The organism is Paenibacillus sambharensis (assembly GCF_003233845.1).
Lineage (GTDB): Bacteria > Bacillota > Bacilli > Paenibacillales > Paenibacillaceae > Paenibacillus_I > Paenibacillus_I sambharensis.
Map to the genome: position 1 here is coordinate 181159 of NZ_QKRB01000010.1, position 15257 is coordinate 196415.

Consider the following 15257-nt stretch of genomic DNA (forward strand, 5'->3'; position numbering starts at 1 on the left):
GAGCGAACAGGCATGAGGAAACGGATTATTGCGGTATTGGGGGATCATTGGCATGACCCCGCGGTGAGCGGGGAGGCGCTGCGGCTTGCGGTGAGGGAAGCGGAGCCGCTTCTGCAGACTGCAATTGAGATCGAGATTGTACCCGCTGAGCAGCTGGCGAGCCGCCTGTCTGATAACCCGGACGCTGTCGTAATGTACAAGGAAGACCGGATCAATCCGCTGGATGAAGCGGTGAGAACTTGGATGACACCGGAAACAGCCGAGGCCATCACGGATTATGTCCGCGGGGGCGGGAGCTGGCTGGCCTGGCATTCCGGCATGGCGGGCTATGACCCGGAGGGTGAGTATGTCCGCATGCTGCGGGGGTATTTTGAACATCATCCGGATATGAAGATGGTCACGTACATAGAGGCGGACAGTCCTCAGCAGGCTGACAGCGGGAAAGTGCTGGCGGAGCTGTGGGACGAGCATTATTTTGTCTGGTGTGATGCACAGGCCACTAAGGTGTGGCTGGTGGCCGTCTCGGCTGACGGTCGCTCGGAGGCGGGCTGGCGGCATGGCTACGGGCAGGGCAAAGTCAGCTGTCTGACGCCAGCTCATCCTAAGGAGTCGCTGGCCGACCCCGCATTTATCCGGCTGCTGGCAGGCGAGCTGGCAGGCTTACTAAGAGACCAGTTGAGAGACTAGGAAGAATACGGGTATAAGGAAGGGGGGTGTAAGAATGGAGGGGAACAGGCTGCGGCATATGGTTGTCTTCTCGCTGCATCATGGACCGGATGCCGCTGAGACGGAGACCTTTCTGGCGGACGGTCAGCGTCTGCTGAGTGCCATCCCAACGGTTGAGCATTTCGAGGTGCTGCGTCAGATTAGTCCCAAGTGCGATTACGATTACGGGTTCTCGATGGAATTTGCGGACCGTGCTGCGTATGAGGCATACAACGCGGATCCGGATCATGTGGCATTCGTGGAAGAGAGATGGAAGAAGGAAGTTGCAAGGTTTCAGGAGATTGACTTCAGTGACATAAGGGTCACGGGATAATGACGGAATGCGCTTTATGGACATGGTCACAGGATACAGGCGGCAAGTGCCGGCTGATATGGCGCCGAGCCCCTTAAGAGGGGCTCTTTTTTCACGATAGAGAGATGGAGGAACATGTATGGCCAGGCCATGGTTTGCGCGGCTGCAGGGAAACAGCAGGGGATGTCTGGCGTTTGAGCCGCTGTTCCTGATTCCCTACAGCATGTTTACGGTGTATGCCACGATCTATATGTATGAGCTGGGGCTCAGCGAGGTGGCAATCGGCTGGATCACGACGATCAGCCTGATTGTCCAGGTGTTCTCGTCATTCCTAAGCGGTTATTTGACGGACCGTATGGGCCGCAAGAAGGCATTGCTGTATTTCGATATTCTGAGCTGGACGTTCGGCACCCTCTTGTGGGCGGTTTCGCAGAATTTCTGGTTCTTCCTGGCGGCTGCGCTCGTTAACGGCTTTCAACGTGTGCCTCATACCGCCTTTTACTGTCTGCTCGTGGAGGACACGAATCCGAAGGACCGTACCTACGTGTTTACCATCCTGCAGTTCATCAGTGTGGTCGGGGGGCTGTTCGCGCCGCTTGGCGGTCTGATCGTGCTGCATTACTCGCTTGTACCGGGCATGCGCATCATGTATGTTCTGGCTTGTGTGCTGATGACTTTGCAGTTTATCGGCCGGCACCTGACGACGCATGAGACCGAGATGGGCCTGCGCAAAATCAGGGAGACCAGCCAGGTTGGATGGAAGGAGAATCTCGCCGGCTACGGCAGCGCCATTCGGAGTGTGCTGGCCAATCCGGCGCTGATGCTCATCTTCGGCGTTTATATTTTGTTCAACTTCCAAATGACTCTCAAGGGCACCTACCTGTCCTTGTATCTGGCTGATTATCTGCAGCTGGACAGCGGGCTGATCTCGCTGGTGCCCGCCATATCCTCGGTGTTCATGCTGCTGACGATGTGGCTGATTATGCCGCGGATTCCCGAGCGCTTCGCCTCAAGGGCCATGTTCTGGGGGTTCGCCGTATCGCTCGTATCGAATGTGCTGCTGGCCGCCGCGCCTGCTGACGGGCTGGTATGGATTGGGCTCAGCACGGTGCTGGCCGCCGTCGGTACGATGATCTGCTCGCCTATCCTGGAGGCGGAAGTCGCCAATGCGATAGATGACGAGCAGCGGGCCAAGGTCTTCTCGATTCTCTCTGTACTGATTCTGCTCATCATCTCACCGAGCGGCATCATCGGCGGCTGGAGCTACCGGCTTGACCCTAGAGCACCGATGGTTCTGGTAGCGGCTGCATTCGCAGCAGCCATGTGCCTGATGCTTGTTCAGGCAAGGAAGGCCAGGATATCCGCGTCCAAGGGCCGCAGTATGGGCGGCTAAACGAGTCGCATTCACCAGGATTAACAGAGGCTGCCGGTTCGCCGGCAGTCTTATTGTTGTGCGTGCCATCTAACTTTCATTCTCTAGTTAAGTAAAATAATGGTATAGTATAGGCGCGCCCGGTTGGGAGGTGCTGGAAAGTTGTTCTTATCATCCCTTAATTGTTCAAAGTGAGGTGTGCATTGCAATGGAGAGACAGGAAGCTGTCATACAGATTCAGGATTTACGGATGAAATACAGTGACCGGTATGTGCTTCAGGGCATCGACCTGGAGGCTTACCCGGGACAGATCATCGGCTATATCGGACCGAACGGGGCCGGCAAGAGTACAACGGTGAAAATCATGCTGGGACTCGTTACGGGCTATGCCGGCGAGGTTAAGCTGTTCGGACGCGATATCGCGGACGGTGATCCCGGCTATAAGAGCCGGATTGGTTATGTGCCCGAAACCGCCGAGCTCTATGATAATCTGACGGCTTCGGAATATTTGACATTTATCGGCGAGCTCTACGGCCTGAAGAGCGATGACGCCGATTACAAGGCGCGCAGGCTGATGGATATGCTGGGTCTTGGCCGGGTATATGATGCACGCATAGCCTCGTTCTCCAAGGGGATGCGCCAGAAGGTGCTGCTGATCTCCAGCATGCTCCATGATCCGGATGTGCTGTTTCTCGATGAGCCGCTCAGCGGCCTGGATGCGAACAGTGTCATGATCGTGAAAGAGATTATGAGCCAGCTGGCGCTGCAGGGCAGGACGATCTTCTACTCCTCGCACATCATGGAGGTGGTGGAGAAGATCAGCAGCCGGATCATTCTGATCGACGAGGGCAGGATCATTGCTGACGGCTCCTTCGAGGAGCTGAAGGAGAGAAGCGAGGAAGGCACGCTGGAAGGCATCTTCAACCGTCTGACTGGTTTGAATAATCACAGGCAGCTTGCCGAGCAGTTCGTCTCTGTTGTACGGGAGGACTCGTGAGATGCGGGAATTTAAGGTCTTGAAGCTGCTGGACCGCTTCAGCGGCTGGTTTGAGCGCAGGGGCGCCGATTACCCCGTCATGCGCAGGATGCTGCAGGTTAAGCTGACGATGGACCGCCGCCGGGTGCCCACGGTACTGGCCCAGATGAGCAAGAACCGGGACCGCGCGGCCGAGGAAGAGTCCAATCATTTTGGCAAGAGCTTGTGGCTGTACGGTCTAATGGGGCTGGTGATGATCCTTTTCCTGCTGATGGGCGGCTCTCCGATTGTTCAGATGGGCTTCATCTACGCATTTCTTATGTTCTTCGTGGTAACAGCGGTCATCTCGGACTTCTCATCTGTTGTACTGGATGTGCGGGATCATCATATCCTGCATCCGAAGCCGGTGACGCGCAAGACGATTCAGATGGCCAAATCGGTTCATGCGATGCTGTATTTGACGATGCTGACTGGAGTGCTCAGTGCAGGTGTTTTAGGTACTATTCTGTTCAAAATGGGCCCGGCAATGGCACTGCTGTTCATTCTGGAGACGGTTCTCTTCATGCTGCTGGTTTTGGTGGCTACCACGCTGCTGTATCTGCTGGTGCTGAAATATATGGATGGCGAGAAGCTGAAGGATCTCATCAACTACGTGCAAATCATCATGTCGGCGGGTGTCATGCTTGGTTATCAGTTGACGGTCAATTCCTTCAACTACCTTGATTTTGGCGGCTTTGAGCTGCAGTGGTGGCATGTGCTGATTGTGCCGCTGTGGTTTGCCGCCCCGTTTGAGCTGCTGGCAGGTGCAGGCGGGGGCAGCCTTCTGATCCTGCTGGCTGTGCTGTCCATTGTGGTTCCTCTTGCCGCCTTCCTTGTCTATCTGCGGCTTCAGGAGTCGTTCGAGCGCTATCTCGCCAAGCTTACAGAGAAGGATGCAGGGAAAGGGCGCAAGCGGCGCGGCATACCGCTTGGGCAGTGGCTGGGCCGGCTGCTGTGCAGAAGCGGGGAGGAGAGAACGTGGTACCGGTTCGCCGCAGAGATGATGCGCCATGAACGGGATTTCAAGCTGAAGGTGTACCCGGCGCTGGGCTTCTCGCTGATTCTGCCGTTCCTCTTCCTGCTGCCGAGTCTCCGTGTGAGCAATTGGTCGGAAATCAGCCAGGGCAGCTGGTTTTATGCGCTCTATATGATCGGGATTATTGTCTCTACCGTGCTGCTTATGCTGAAGTATTCGGGGGCATACAAGGGGGCCTGGATCTACAAGACGTTACCCCTGCGCCACACAGAGCCTGTCTTCCGGGGTTCGATGCTGGCCTTCGCGGTGTATCTATTCCTGCCGATCTATCTGCTGGAGTCCGCGATTTTTATCTTGATCTTCGGGGTCGATATTGCGCTGCACCTGCTCATCATCCTGCTGGGGCTGCTGCTGTATATGACGGTATGCTTCTGGGTGCTTCCCAAGTCCCTGCCGTTCTCGCAGCCATTTGATGCCATGAAGCAAAACGACAACTGGGTAGCCGTGCTGCTCTTCTTTGTGACTCCGGTGTTTGGAGCTGCGCATTTCGGCGCATCGCTAATTCCTTACGGTCTGCCGCTCTATGCAATCCTCCTGATCATGTTGAACATATGGCAGTGGGGAAGGGCTTTCCGCGTACCTTGGGAGAAGGTTGTTGACAGCTGAGAATACCGGACTTAGGATGTGGAAGGAGCCCGTTTTCATAAACATTTACAAAATTTAGGATTGACTCGTTTTGCAGATCATGGTAACTTACCCTATGTAACCAAAACCAATCGAAAGGAGCGACCCGAACATGCGTATTACTAACGGAATGGAAGTTATGCTGAATCATCGTCCTGGCACCGTACAACCGCATAGATCAACTCGTGGCCTCCTTGCACAAACGGATAACCGGATCGGTTAATACCCGTTAACCTTGTCATATACAAGGCGCAGGCCGCGAATCCTCGTGGCGTGCGCTTTTTTTAATGCCCCGGGCTTCGGCGTTCCTCGCAGCCGGGCTGGGCATGATAAGCACACCGCTTTCGGGCGGTGTGCTTGTTTTATTTTGGAGGGGTATCGCATAGATCAGTTAAGCGGTTATCTCTTTGCGTGGAGGGCTGTTCCCGGAGGTGAGGGCAGCCATTCCCGCCAGTTCATATAGATATTTGGTAAAGAGAGAGGAGTAAATTCTCATGCTGTCGGTTATAGGCAAGCTTGGCTGGTTCTTTCAACTGGAGAAGAAACGATACATAATAGCCGTCATTCTGATGGTCATCAGCGGCATACTGGAAATTCTGCCCCCCATGATGGTGGGCAGCTCGATTGACGCCATTCAGCTTGGCACGATGACTTGGAGCAGCCTGACCATGACGCTGGTGCAGCTGGCCCTTATTACGGCGGGGGCTTACATTGTGACATACTTCTGGATGTATAAGCTGTTCGGCGGCTCGATGGTTGTTGAGCGGATGATGCGTTCGAAGCTGATGCGTCACTTCATGAAGATGACGCCAACCTTCTATGAGCGGAGCCGGACAGGAGACTTGATGGCGCGCGCGACCAATGATCTGCAGGCGGTCTCCATGACAGCTGGCTTTGGCATGATGACGCTGATCGACTCCACGCTGTGGATGGGTACGCTGCTTATTACGATGACCGTATTCGTGTCGTGGAAGCTGACGCTGGCGGCGATTCTGCCGCTGCCGATCATGGCGCTGCTCGTCAGCAAATACGGCGACTGGATCCATAAGCGGTTCACAGCCGCCCAGGATGCGTTCGGCGTCATGAATGACGATGTGCTGGAGACGGTGTCTGGTGTGCGTGTAACCCGTGCCTACGTCCAGGAGCGGGCGGTTGAGAGACAGTTCGACCGGATCACCCAGGATGTGCTGGACAAAAATATCGCGGTCGTCAAGATCGACGCCCTGTTCGAGCCGACAATCAAGATTCTGGTGGGCGCCAGTTATCTGATTGGTCTTGGCTACGGCGCTTACCTGGTCTATCACAACGAAATGACCATCGGCGGCCTGGTTGCTTTCAACGTGTATCTCGGCATGCTCATCTGGCCGATGTTCGCAATCGGCGAGCTGATTAACGTCATGCAGCGGGGGAATGCCTCCATCGACCGGGTGAACGAGACCCTGGGCTACAAGCCTGATGTTCCGGACCCGGAAGACACAACAGCGGTGGCGCGTCCTACTGATATTACCTTCGACAACGTAACGTTCCGTTATCCGTCTTCGTCGGTTGATAATCTGAAGAAGGTCAGCTTCACGCTGAAGAGCGGCCAGACACTCGGCATTGTCGGCCGGACGGGAAGCGGCAAGTCCACTCTGATTAAGCAGCTGCTGCGCGAGTATCCGCATGGCGAAGGGACGATCTCGGTTTCGGGTGTGCCAATCGAGCGGATCAGCATGGATCAGCTGAAGTCCTGGTACGGTTATGTGCCGCAGGAGCAGTTCCTGTTCTCCCGGAGCGTACGCAATAATATACAGTTTGCCCGAGATGAAGCGGATGACGTGGTGCTGAATCAGGCGATGGAGGCTTCGGCCTTCAAGAAGGACCTGCGCTTCCTGCCAGGCGGTCTTGAGACGATGGTGGGCGAGAAGGGTGTCGCGCTGTCAGGCGGCCAGAAGCAGCGTGTATCCATTGCGCGGGCGCTGATTGCCGAGCCGGAGATTCTGCTGCTGGATGATGCCATGTCCGCGGTTGATGCGCGGACGGAGGCGGAGATCATCGAGAACATCCGCAGCACGCGTCAGGGCAAGACGACACTGATCACGACCCACAGGCTGTCAGCTGTCCAGCATGCGGACTGGATCATTGTGCTGGATGAGGGTGAAGTCATCGAGCAGGGGACCCATGAGATGCTGATGGAGCAAGGCGGCTGGTACAGAGAGCAGTATGAACGCCAACAGATTGAAGAGGCGGAAGAAGTAACCGAGGGCAGGTGAATAGCAAGTGAGTATGGAAAATGAGTTGGATCAATATGATTTGGATATTGACCGGGGCAGCAGAGGCAAGTCGGCGGCGGCCCTGCGGCTGTTCCGCTACGCGCTGCAGTTCAAGGCGCCGCTGATCGCCGCGATGCTGATGCTTGCTGTCTCGGTAGGCACCGAGCTGGCGGGTCCGCTGATTGCCAAGCGGATTATTGATGTGCATATCTCCGGCATCGAGCAGCCTTGGTACGGCGCTGAGGCGGGCAGCAAGTACGCCGTGGAATATGAAGGAGCCTATTATAAACGGCAGGACCACTTCGAGCCACAGGAAGAGAGGGGCGGGGAGGTCAGGGTGCTGCAGGCCGGACGCGAGTATGTGTTCGTTCCGCAGGCTGTTGCCTTTGACGGCTCCCGTACCCTACAGGATAATGGAACCCTGCTGATCACAAGAGGAGAAGAGCGGGCGGTCTACCCGGCGGAGGAGCTGTCCACAAGTGAGCTCTACGGCTTCTTCCGTCCCGAGCTTGGCGGACTGCTGCAGCTGTGCTGGTTCTATTTTGCCCTCATCCTGCTGTCGGCGGTGTTCGCTTACGGGCAGCGGTATATGCTGCAGGCGACGGCCAACCGGATCATACGCCGGATGCGTACGGATGTGTTCGGCCAGGTAAACCGGCTGCCGGTTCGTTATTTCGATAATTTGCCGGCGGGCAAGGTTGTCTCGCGGATCACGAATGACACAGAGTCCATCCGTGAGCTTTATGTCACGGTGCTGGCGAACTTTTTTACCGGTACGATCTATATGGCGGGCATCTTCGGTGCTCTGTTCTTCCTGGATGTGCAGCTGGCGGCGATCTGCCTGTTCATCGTACCGGTTCTGCTGGTCTGGATCTACTTGTACGGTAAAATAGCGAAGCGCTACAACCGGATCATCCGGTCGACGCTGAGCGAGATTAACGGCCGCATTAACGAGTCCATCCAGGGGATGTCCATCATCCGCGCCTTCCGCAAAGAGAAGAAGATGGAGCAGGAATTTGAGGAATACAATGAGCGGAATTTCACGTACAAGAACAAGCTGCTGAGCCTTAACTCCCTGACGGGCCATAACCTGGTCGGCGTTATCCGGAACATAGCCTATGTGGCACTTATCTGGTATTTCGGCGGGCCGGCGGTTACCGGACCTGAAGGTGTCGTGTCGCTGGGTGTCCTGTATGCCTTCGTTGACTACCTGAACCGGCTGTTCAATCCAATCGTCAACATCGTCAACCAACTGCCAAACATGGAGACGGCCCTTGTATCGGCGGAGCGGGTCTTTGTCCTGCTGGATGAAGAGGGCGAGGATGTGTCGGATAAGAAGCTGCCTCGCTATAAAGGCAATGTGGCGTTCGAGGATGTGTGGTTCGCCTATAAGGATAACGAGAATGTGCTCAAGGGCATTAACTTTGAAGCGAAGCAGGGTCAGACGGTCGCCTTGATCGGTCACACGGGATCGGGCAAGAGCTCGATCATCAACCTGCTGTTCCGGTTCTATGATGTGAACAAGGGACGGATTACAATTGACGGCGTAGATACCCGGACGATGCCGAGGCAGTCGATGCGCGAGCATATGGGCATTGTGCTGCAGGACCCGTTCCTGTTCACGGGAACCATCGCGACGAACGTCTCGATGAACGACCCGTCGATTACGCGGGAGCGGATCGAGAAGGCGCTTGCCGATGTCGGCGCAGACCGTGCGCTTCGCCACCTGCCAAGCGGCATTGATGAGCCGGTCCTGGAGAAGGGCAGCACGCTATCGGCCGGTCAGCGCCAGCTGATCTCCTTCGCACGGGCGCTTGCGTTCGATCCGGCGATTCTGATCCTCGATGAGGCGACCTCCAATATTGATACGGAGACGGAAGCACTGATTCAGGATGCGCTGGAGGTTGTGAAGAAGGGCAGGACAACGTTCATTATTGCGCACCGCCTGTCTACCATTAAGAACGCGGACCTGATTCTGGTACTCGACCGCGGTGAGATTGTGGAGCGCGGAAATCATGAAGAGCTGATTCAGAAGAAGGGCAAGTACTTCCAGATGTATCAGCTTCAGCAGGGTGAGAAGGTGGCTGCTGTGGAAAATGTGGCGCCGGCAGCGCCAGCTGCCGTGATGCCTTAATGCCGGCTGATCTTTGAGAGCGAGAAGGGTACGAGAAGGGTACGAGAAGGGGCTGTCCCATAAGGGATGGCCCTTCTTTATTTCTTGGGAAATGGAAACCGTTCCAAGGCGAAATAGAAGCTTGACCCTTTTCGTATGTGGCGGCGGTGGCCATCAGGCCATGTTTGATTCTTACGAATCTCACGATCGCTATTAGCCTCAGAAAGGCCGATTCTATTCTGTAATGAATCTCAGCGTCGCTAATGTCCCAATAAACCAGGGAATTTGGCACAAGTTTGCCTATTAAGGTTTGCCAGTTTCGTTACAGCCCGGCAAGCTTTGAATTTGCGGCTTTAGCGTGTGTGAGATTCATTAGCGTGCAGTGTCGAGTCAGGTCCGCATATTTCCACCTCGCGAACCTTTCCTCGTTATAAGCGGATTTACTATTTTGGAAGCCAGGGTGCAGCCCGCCAATAAAGTAACGGCCTGTGAACTGCAGTTCCGGTATGGAACAAACAGTATCGCAGGCCAATTTCTACATTATGCAAGATGGCGGCTGTAAGGCCAAGGTGATTTGGGGCAGGTTGAGGCAGCCTTGCAAACTGCGAGAGGATGTTAAGCTTCAGACCTGGTAGGGTAATGCTGGAATATATGCACTTAAATGTAACCTACAGAGCAAGCAGCGTATTCAATCCTCCCAAGCAGTTGAGGTACAATTAACCAGGAAGCGAGAGTCCAAGCGCCGCCATGTGCCCGGCAACGGTCTGCCGGAGCTCTTCCTTCTCGGCTGGCTCAAGAAAGGCCGCTTCTATACTGTTGGCAACCAGCCGGACGAGCTCTTCGGCGGTAAAGCCGAAATGCTTGCTCAGCATGCTGAATTCCTTGGACATGGTCGTACCGGATACCGTCGGGTTGTCGGTATTGACGGTGACAAGCAGTCCCTGCTCCATATACTGTCGGATGGGGTAGTCATTCCAGCTGGACACAGCCTTGGTCTGCAGATTGCTGACGGGGCACATCTCCAGCGGGATGCGCTGGTCCTTCAGCATCGCGATGACGGCCTCGTCCTCTCTGGCGCGAACACCGTGTCCGATCCGGACGGCTCCGAGCCGCATAACCGCTTCCTCCACATTCTCCGGCCCGGCTGCTTCGCCGGCATGAATGGTGACGGGAAGGCCGCTGCGGCGGGCATCCTCGAACAGGCTGCGGAACAGGCTTGGCGGGAAGGAGGCTTCATCGCCTGCGAGGTCAACTGCGGCTACGCCGCTTCCGGCATAACGGACAGCTGCTGCCAGCGCTTCGCGGTTGGCGGACTCATCGTGGCTGCGCAGGCAGATGACGATGGCTCTTGCTTTGACGCCGAAGTCCCGCTCGCCGCGCTGCAAGCCCTGAACGACGTGCCCGACCGCATCGGCTGCACTCAGCCCTTCCAAGGTGTGAAGCATCGGAGCGAAGCGGCATTCCACGTAGCAGACATTGTCGGCAGCAGCCTGCTCTGTGACTTCGTAGGCGACCCGTTCCAGCGCTTCGCCATTCTGCAGGTAAGGCAGAACAAAATCAAACTTTTGCAGATACTCGGTCAGGCTGCGGCATTCTTCTTCGACCTGCATATAGGGCAGCAGACCGGGTGCATCGGGTGCGGGCAGTATCCGGTGCTGGGCAGCCGCCAGCTCAAGCAGAGTAGAAGGCTTAACGCAGCCGTCCAGATGCAGGTGAAGATCGATCTTGGGCATCTTCCGGATCAAGTCCATAAGTGAAACTCCTTTCAAGCCCGCTTGAACAAATCGTAAGCGTTTCCGATTAAAATAAGCGGAATCGGGATATTTTATCCCAATATAGCGATTGCTGCAGGGGCTGTCAATTTGCTGAACCTTCAGAATTCTATAACAGTGTTACTATACTTGACATGGTTTATGAATAGGGATACGATTCGTTTGTGGCTCAGGCCCAATAATAGTTATGCAACTTGTGTGAATAAACAAACAATTTTCAGGAAGACTTGAACAAATGTCAGGAAAGTTATAATATTTACGTTATATTAAAACAATTGCCGTGCAGAATAGTTCGGATTTACAGCGTGACAAGAACCTAACAAAGGATGCAGAGACAAATGATGAAGGTGTACTTCAACCATGATGGCAACAATGATGATCTCGTCTCCCTGCTGCTGCTGCTGCAGATGGACAACGTTGAGGTGACGGGTGTTTCCGTCGTCCCGGCGGATGGCTACCTGGAGCCCTCCGTATCAGCCAGCCGCAAAATCATTGACCGTTTCGGGCGCAGCGCGCCGGAGGTGGCCAAATCGAATTCGAGAGGCAAGAATCCATTCCCGGCATCGTGGCGAATTAACTCTTATTATGTGGACGCGCTGCCGATCCTGAATGAATCGGGTTCCATCAAGGCTCCGCTTGCCGATATTCCTGCCCACCTGCATATCATCCGCACGCTTCGTGCTACCGATGAGAAGACCGTGCTCCTGTTTACTGGACCGCTGACAGACCTGGCGCGGGCGCTTGATGAAGACCCGTCTATTGAAGAGAAGATCGAGAAACTCGTCTGGATGGGCGGAACCTTCCTGCCCGATGGCAATGTGGAAGAACCAGAGCATGACGGCACAGCTGAATGGAATGCTTATTGGGACCCCGAGGCGGTTAAGCGGGTATGGGACAGCGGAATTGCGATCGACATGGTGGCACTGGAGAGCACGAATAAAGTTCCTCTGACACCTGCCATCCGGCAAAAATGGTCGGAGATGAGACGCCACGAGGGCATCGACTTTGTGGGCCAATGCTATGCGACGGTGCCGCCGCTTATGTTCAAGGAGACCAATTCCACGTATTATCTGTGGGATGTCCTGACAACAGCGTATGTGGGCAGACCGGACCTGGTGAAGACGGAAACCGTTCACTGTACAGTGCGGACAGAGGGCTTCGAGCAGGGGCGGACGGAGAAGACTCCGGATGGAAGGCCTGTAAGACTTGTATATGATGTCGAGGCTGAGGCATTCTATACGTATATTACCGATTTAATGAAGCAAGCCTGAGACCTGGTTCACCATGAAATGTTCACATAGCGGCACATTAATGTCCAAGGGGAGAGATTAGATCATGAAGAACTTGAAGAAGAGCAGTTTCGTAGTATCCGCACTGCTGGCCGTTATCCTGGTATTGTCGGCTTGCGGCGGCGGCAGCACCGGCGGTAATGGCGGCAACACCCAAGCCGGGGAGAACGCAGGCGCGAACAACGGAGCTGGGAATGCGCAAGAAGGCACAAATGCCGGTAAAGACTTCCGCATCGGCATGGTTACCGACCGCGGCGGCGTGAATGACAAGTCCTTCAACCAGACGGCATGGGAAGCTCTCCAGCAGCTGGAGAGTGATACTGGCGCGAAAGTGAAGTATCTGGAAAGTAAGACCGATGCGGACCTGATCCCGAACATGAACCAGTTCATCAAGGACGGCTATGATCTGACTTGGGGTATCGGTTTCCTCTTCGAGGACGCGGCTAAGACGGTAGCGGAACAGAACCCGGATGCCAAAATCGCGGTAATTGATACAGTAGTTGATCTGCCGAACGTTGAATCAGTAACCTTCGCTGAGCATGAAGGCTCGTTCCTGGTGGGTGTTGTGGCTGGTCTGATGACAGAGACGAACAAGGTTGGCTTCGTAGGCGGTATGGAAATGCCGGTTATCAAGAAATTCGAAGCTGGATTTAAAGCAGGCGTAGCAGCAGCTAACCCGGATGCCACAGTTCTTGTAAACTATGTAGGTGACTTCAATAAGCCGGACCAGGCGAAGATGGCTGCTTCCACGTTCTATAACGATGGCGCAGACATCATCTTCCACGCGGCTGGCGGCAGCGGCAACGGCGTGTTCAGTGAAGCGAAAGACCGCTCAAAGTCAGGCAAGAAGGTTTGGGTAATTGGGGTGGATAAGGATCAGGCGCTTGAGCATGGCGATGATGTGACGCTGACATCGATGATCAAGAAGGTTGACCAGGCTGTACTCCGTGTGTCCAATGACCTGATTGCCGGTCAATTCAAGGGTGGAGAAGTAACCGTTCTGGGTCTGAAAGAGGACGGCGTAGGTCTGCCTGAGACGAACAAGAACCTGACAGATGAAGTGCTGCAGCAGGTTGAAGAGTTCAAACAAAAGATTATAAACGGTGAAATTACGGTACCGACAGAATAATCATCAGGACCGGTTACCAGCAGGGACAAGGCCGTTGCAGCCTTGTCCCTGTTTTGGTGAAGAAAATGGCCTGTTACTATCGATGAGAGGGGAAATGATGATGGGAGAGCCGGAAGTCATCGTTGAGCTGAAGGGGATAACCAAACGATTTCCGGGTATTGTTGCCAACGACAGTATCGATCTGAAGCTGCGCAAGGGAGAGATCCATGCGCTTCTCGGAGAGAACGGTGCAGGCAAATCAACCCTCATGAGCATATTGTTCGGTCTTTACCAGCCCGACGAAGGCGAGATTCATATCCGCGGCAGGAAGGCTGTTATAGACGGACCCGGCAGGGCAATCTCGCTTGGAATCGGCATGGTCCATCAGCATTTCAAGCTGGTTCAGCCGTTTACCGTGGCCGAGAATATTATGCTGGGCGCCGAGCCGGTCAAGGGTGTATCGCTGGATTACCGGACCGCGCACGATAAGGTCAGACAAATCTCCGACCAATACGGATTAAAGGTTGATCCGAAGGCGAAGATTGAAGATATTACGGTCGGGATGCAGCAGCGGGTAGAAATTCTGAAGACACTGTACCGGGGCGCAGACATTCTCATCTTCGACGAGCCGACAGCGGTTTTGACGGTTCAGGAGATCCGGGAGCTGATGCAGATTCTGCGGAATCTGACGGCCGAAGGCAAGTCGATCATCCTTATCACCCATAAGCTGGCGGAGATTATGGAGGTTTCCGATACGGTAACCGTTATCCGCAGAGGCAAGGTGGTGGACACGCTTCGCACAGCTGAGACCAATGAAGAGGAGCTGGCGGAGAAAATGGTCGGCCGGAGCGTCTCATTCGTGCCGGTTAAGAAGGAGCGTGCACCGGGAGAGGTCGTACTGTCTGTCGAAGGGCTGACGGTAGGGACAGGCCGGGAGAAGAAGCAGCTCGATAATATTAATCTGACCATTCGTGAAGGTGAAATCGTCGGTTTGGCGGGTGTAGACGGTAACGGACAGCACGAGCTGATTGAGGTGCTGACCGGCATCCGCAAGGCGACGTCAGGACGCATTATGCTCAACGGGCAGGATGTGACGAACCGGCAGACACGCGATCTGATGGATGCGGGCATAGCCCATATCCCCGAGGACCGTCATAAGCACGGTCTCGTGCTTGATTTTACCGTGAGCGAGAATATCGTACTCGGCAGTTACCGTGATGATGCGTTCGGCAGGGGAATTCTGCTTGATTCTAAGGCGGTTGAGCGGTATGCGGAGAAGCTCGTCGGCGAATATGATGTGCGTACGCCATCGGTCCAGAACAAGGCCCGCTCGCTGTCAGGCGGCAACCAGCAGAAGGCGATTATTGCCCGCGAGCTGGAGCGCGGCCCGCGTCTGCTGATCGCCATGCAGCCAACCAGGGGGCTTGATGTAGGGGCTATCTCCTTCGTACATGAGCGGCTGCTTCAGGCCAAGGCCGAAGGAAAGGCTATCCTGCTGATATCCTTCGAGCTGGACGAGCTGTTCAATCTGTCGGACAAGCTGGTTGTCATCTTTGACGGACAGATTATGGGTGAGGCAAATCCGGCCGAAACGGACGGAGAGAAGCTGGGTCTGATGATGGCCGGCAAAACGATGCATGCGGAAGGAAGGGGATAGA

General features: G+C 55.0%; 11 protein-coding genes. 10 read left to right on the plus strand and 1 reads right to left on the minus strand.

The annotated features are described in order from the left end of the window. Positions 1-12: 12 nt before the first annotated feature. The 7 genes from DNH61_RS01915 to DNH61_RS01945 all read left to right on the plus strand — a co-directional run bounded on the left by DNH61_RS01915 (position 13) and on the right by DNH61_RS01945 (position 9451). On the plus strand, positions 13-687 hold the full coding sequence (locus DNH61_RS01915) for a ThuA domain-containing protein (RefSeq protein ID WP_181438547.1): 675 nt from the start codon (positions 13-15) through the stop codon (positions 685-687). A gap of 34 nt (positions 688-721) precedes the next feature. After that, a complete protein-coding gene (locus DNH61_RS01920; RefSeq protein WP_111145012.1) occupies positions 722-1039 on the plus strand; it encodes a Dabb family protein in 318 nt (105 codons plus the stop codon). Between the two features lie 118 nt (positions 1040-1157). Then, entirely contained in the window at positions 1158-2411 is a 1254-nt protein-coding gene (locus DNH61_RS01925; protein WP_111145013.1) for an MFS transporter, read from the plus strand. 187 nt (positions 2412-2598) lie between these two features. After that, positions 2599-3387: an ABC transporter ATP-binding protein gene (locus DNH61_RS01930; protein ID WP_111145014.1), complete on the plus strand. Its 789-nt coding sequence runs from the start codon at positions 2599-2601 to the stop codon at positions 3385-3387. A gap of 1 nt (position 3388) precedes the next feature. Continuing rightward, complete coding sequence (locus DNH61_RS01935; RefSeq protein ID WP_111145015.1) at positions 3389-5047, plus strand: hypothetical protein; 1659 nt, start codon at positions 3389-3391, stop codon at positions 5045-5047. Positions 5048-5559: 512 nt separating this feature from the next. Beyond that, positions 5560-7317 (plus strand): ABC transporter ATP-binding protein, encoded by a 1758-nt coding sequence (locus tag DNH61_RS01940; protein ID WP_111145016.1) that lies wholly within the window; start codon positions 5560-5562, stop codon positions 7315-7317. 13 nt (positions 7318-7330) lie between these two features. Further along, positions 7331-9451 carry an ABC transporter ATP-binding protein gene (locus DNH61_RS01945; protein ID WP_111145017.1) on the plus strand — a complete coding sequence of 707 codons (2121 nt, stop codon included), beginning with the start codon at positions 7331-7333 and terminating at the stop codon, positions 9449-9451. Positions 9452-10146: 695 nt separating this feature from the next. Here the strand turns inward: DNH61_RS01945 and add are convergent. After that, the gene (add, locus tag DNH61_RS01950; RefSeq protein ID WP_111145018.1) at positions 10147-11181 is read right to left on the minus strand and encodes an adenosine deaminase; all 1035 of its coding nucleotides are present in this window, start codon (positions 11179-11181) and stop codon (positions 10147-10149) included. Positions 11182-11540: 359 nt separating this feature from the next. On the opposite strand from add, the gene DNH61_RS01955 reads away from it, so the two are divergent. The 3 genes from DNH61_RS01955 to DNH61_RS01965 all read left to right on the plus strand — a co-directional run bounded on the left by DNH61_RS01955 (position 11541) and on the right by DNH61_RS01965 (position 15256). Next, a complete protein-coding gene (locus DNH61_RS01955; RefSeq protein ID WP_111145019.1) occupies positions 11541-12473 on the plus strand; it encodes a nucleoside hydrolase in 933 nt (310 codons plus the stop codon). A 64-nt stretch (positions 12474-12537) separates the two neighbouring features. Next, complete coding sequence (locus DNH61_RS01960) at positions 12538-13620, plus strand: BMP family lipoprotein (RefSeq protein WP_111145020.1); 1083 nt, start codon at positions 12538-12540, stop codon at positions 13618-13620. Positions 13621-13720: 100 nt separating this feature from the next. Beyond that, positions 13721-15256 carry an ABC transporter ATP-binding protein gene (locus DNH61_RS01965; protein ID WP_111145053.1) on the plus strand — a complete coding sequence of 512 codons (1536 nt, stop codon included), beginning with the start codon at positions 13721-13723 and terminating at the stop codon, positions 15254-15256. Position 15257 lies beyond the last annotated feature (1 nt).

Excerpts from the sequence above, each read along its gene's own strand:
- DNH61_RS01915 (WP_181438547.1), top strand. The coding sequence starts at position 13 with ATGAGGAAACGGATTATTGCGGTATTGGGGGATCATTGGCATGACCCC.
- DNH61_RS01920 (WP_111145012.1), top strand. The coding sequence starts at position 722 with ATGGAGGGGAACAGGCTGCGGCATATGGTTGTCTTCTCGCTGCATCAT.
- DNH61_RS01925 (WP_111145013.1), top strand. The coding sequence starts at position 1,158 with ATGGCCAGGCCATGGTTTGCGCGGCTGCAGGGAAACAGCAGGGGATGT.
- DNH61_RS01930 (WP_111145014.1), top strand. The coding sequence starts at position 2,599 with ATGGAGAGACAGGAAGCTGTCATACAGATTCAGGATTTACGGATGAAA.
- DNH61_RS01935 (WP_111145015.1), top strand. The coding sequence starts at position 3,389 with ATGCGGGAATTTAAGGTCTTGAAGCTGCTGGACCGCTTCAGCGGCTGG.
- DNH61_RS01940 (WP_111145016.1), top strand. The coding sequence starts at position 5,560 with ATGCTGTCGGTTATAGGCAAGCTTGGCTGGTTCTTTCAACTGGAGAAG.
- DNH61_RS01945 (WP_111145017.1), top strand. The coding sequence starts at position 7,331 with ATGGAAAATGAGTTGGATCAATATGATTTGGATATTGACCGGGGCAGC.
- add (WP_111145018.1), bottom strand. The coding sequence starts at position 11,181 with ATGGACTTGATCCGGAAGATGCCCAAGATCGATCTTCACCTGCATCTG.
- DNH61_RS01955 (WP_111145019.1), top strand. The coding sequence starts at position 11,541 with ATGATGAAGGTGTACTTCAACCATGATGGCAACAATGATGATCTCGTC.
- DNH61_RS01960 (WP_111145020.1), top strand. The coding sequence starts at position 12,538 with ATGAAGAACTTGAAGAAGAGCAGTTTCGTAGTATCCGCACTGCTGGCC.
- DNH61_RS01965 (WP_111145053.1), top strand. The coding sequence starts at position 13,721 with ATGGGAGAGCCGGAAGTCATCGTTGAGCTGAAGGGGATAACCAAACGA.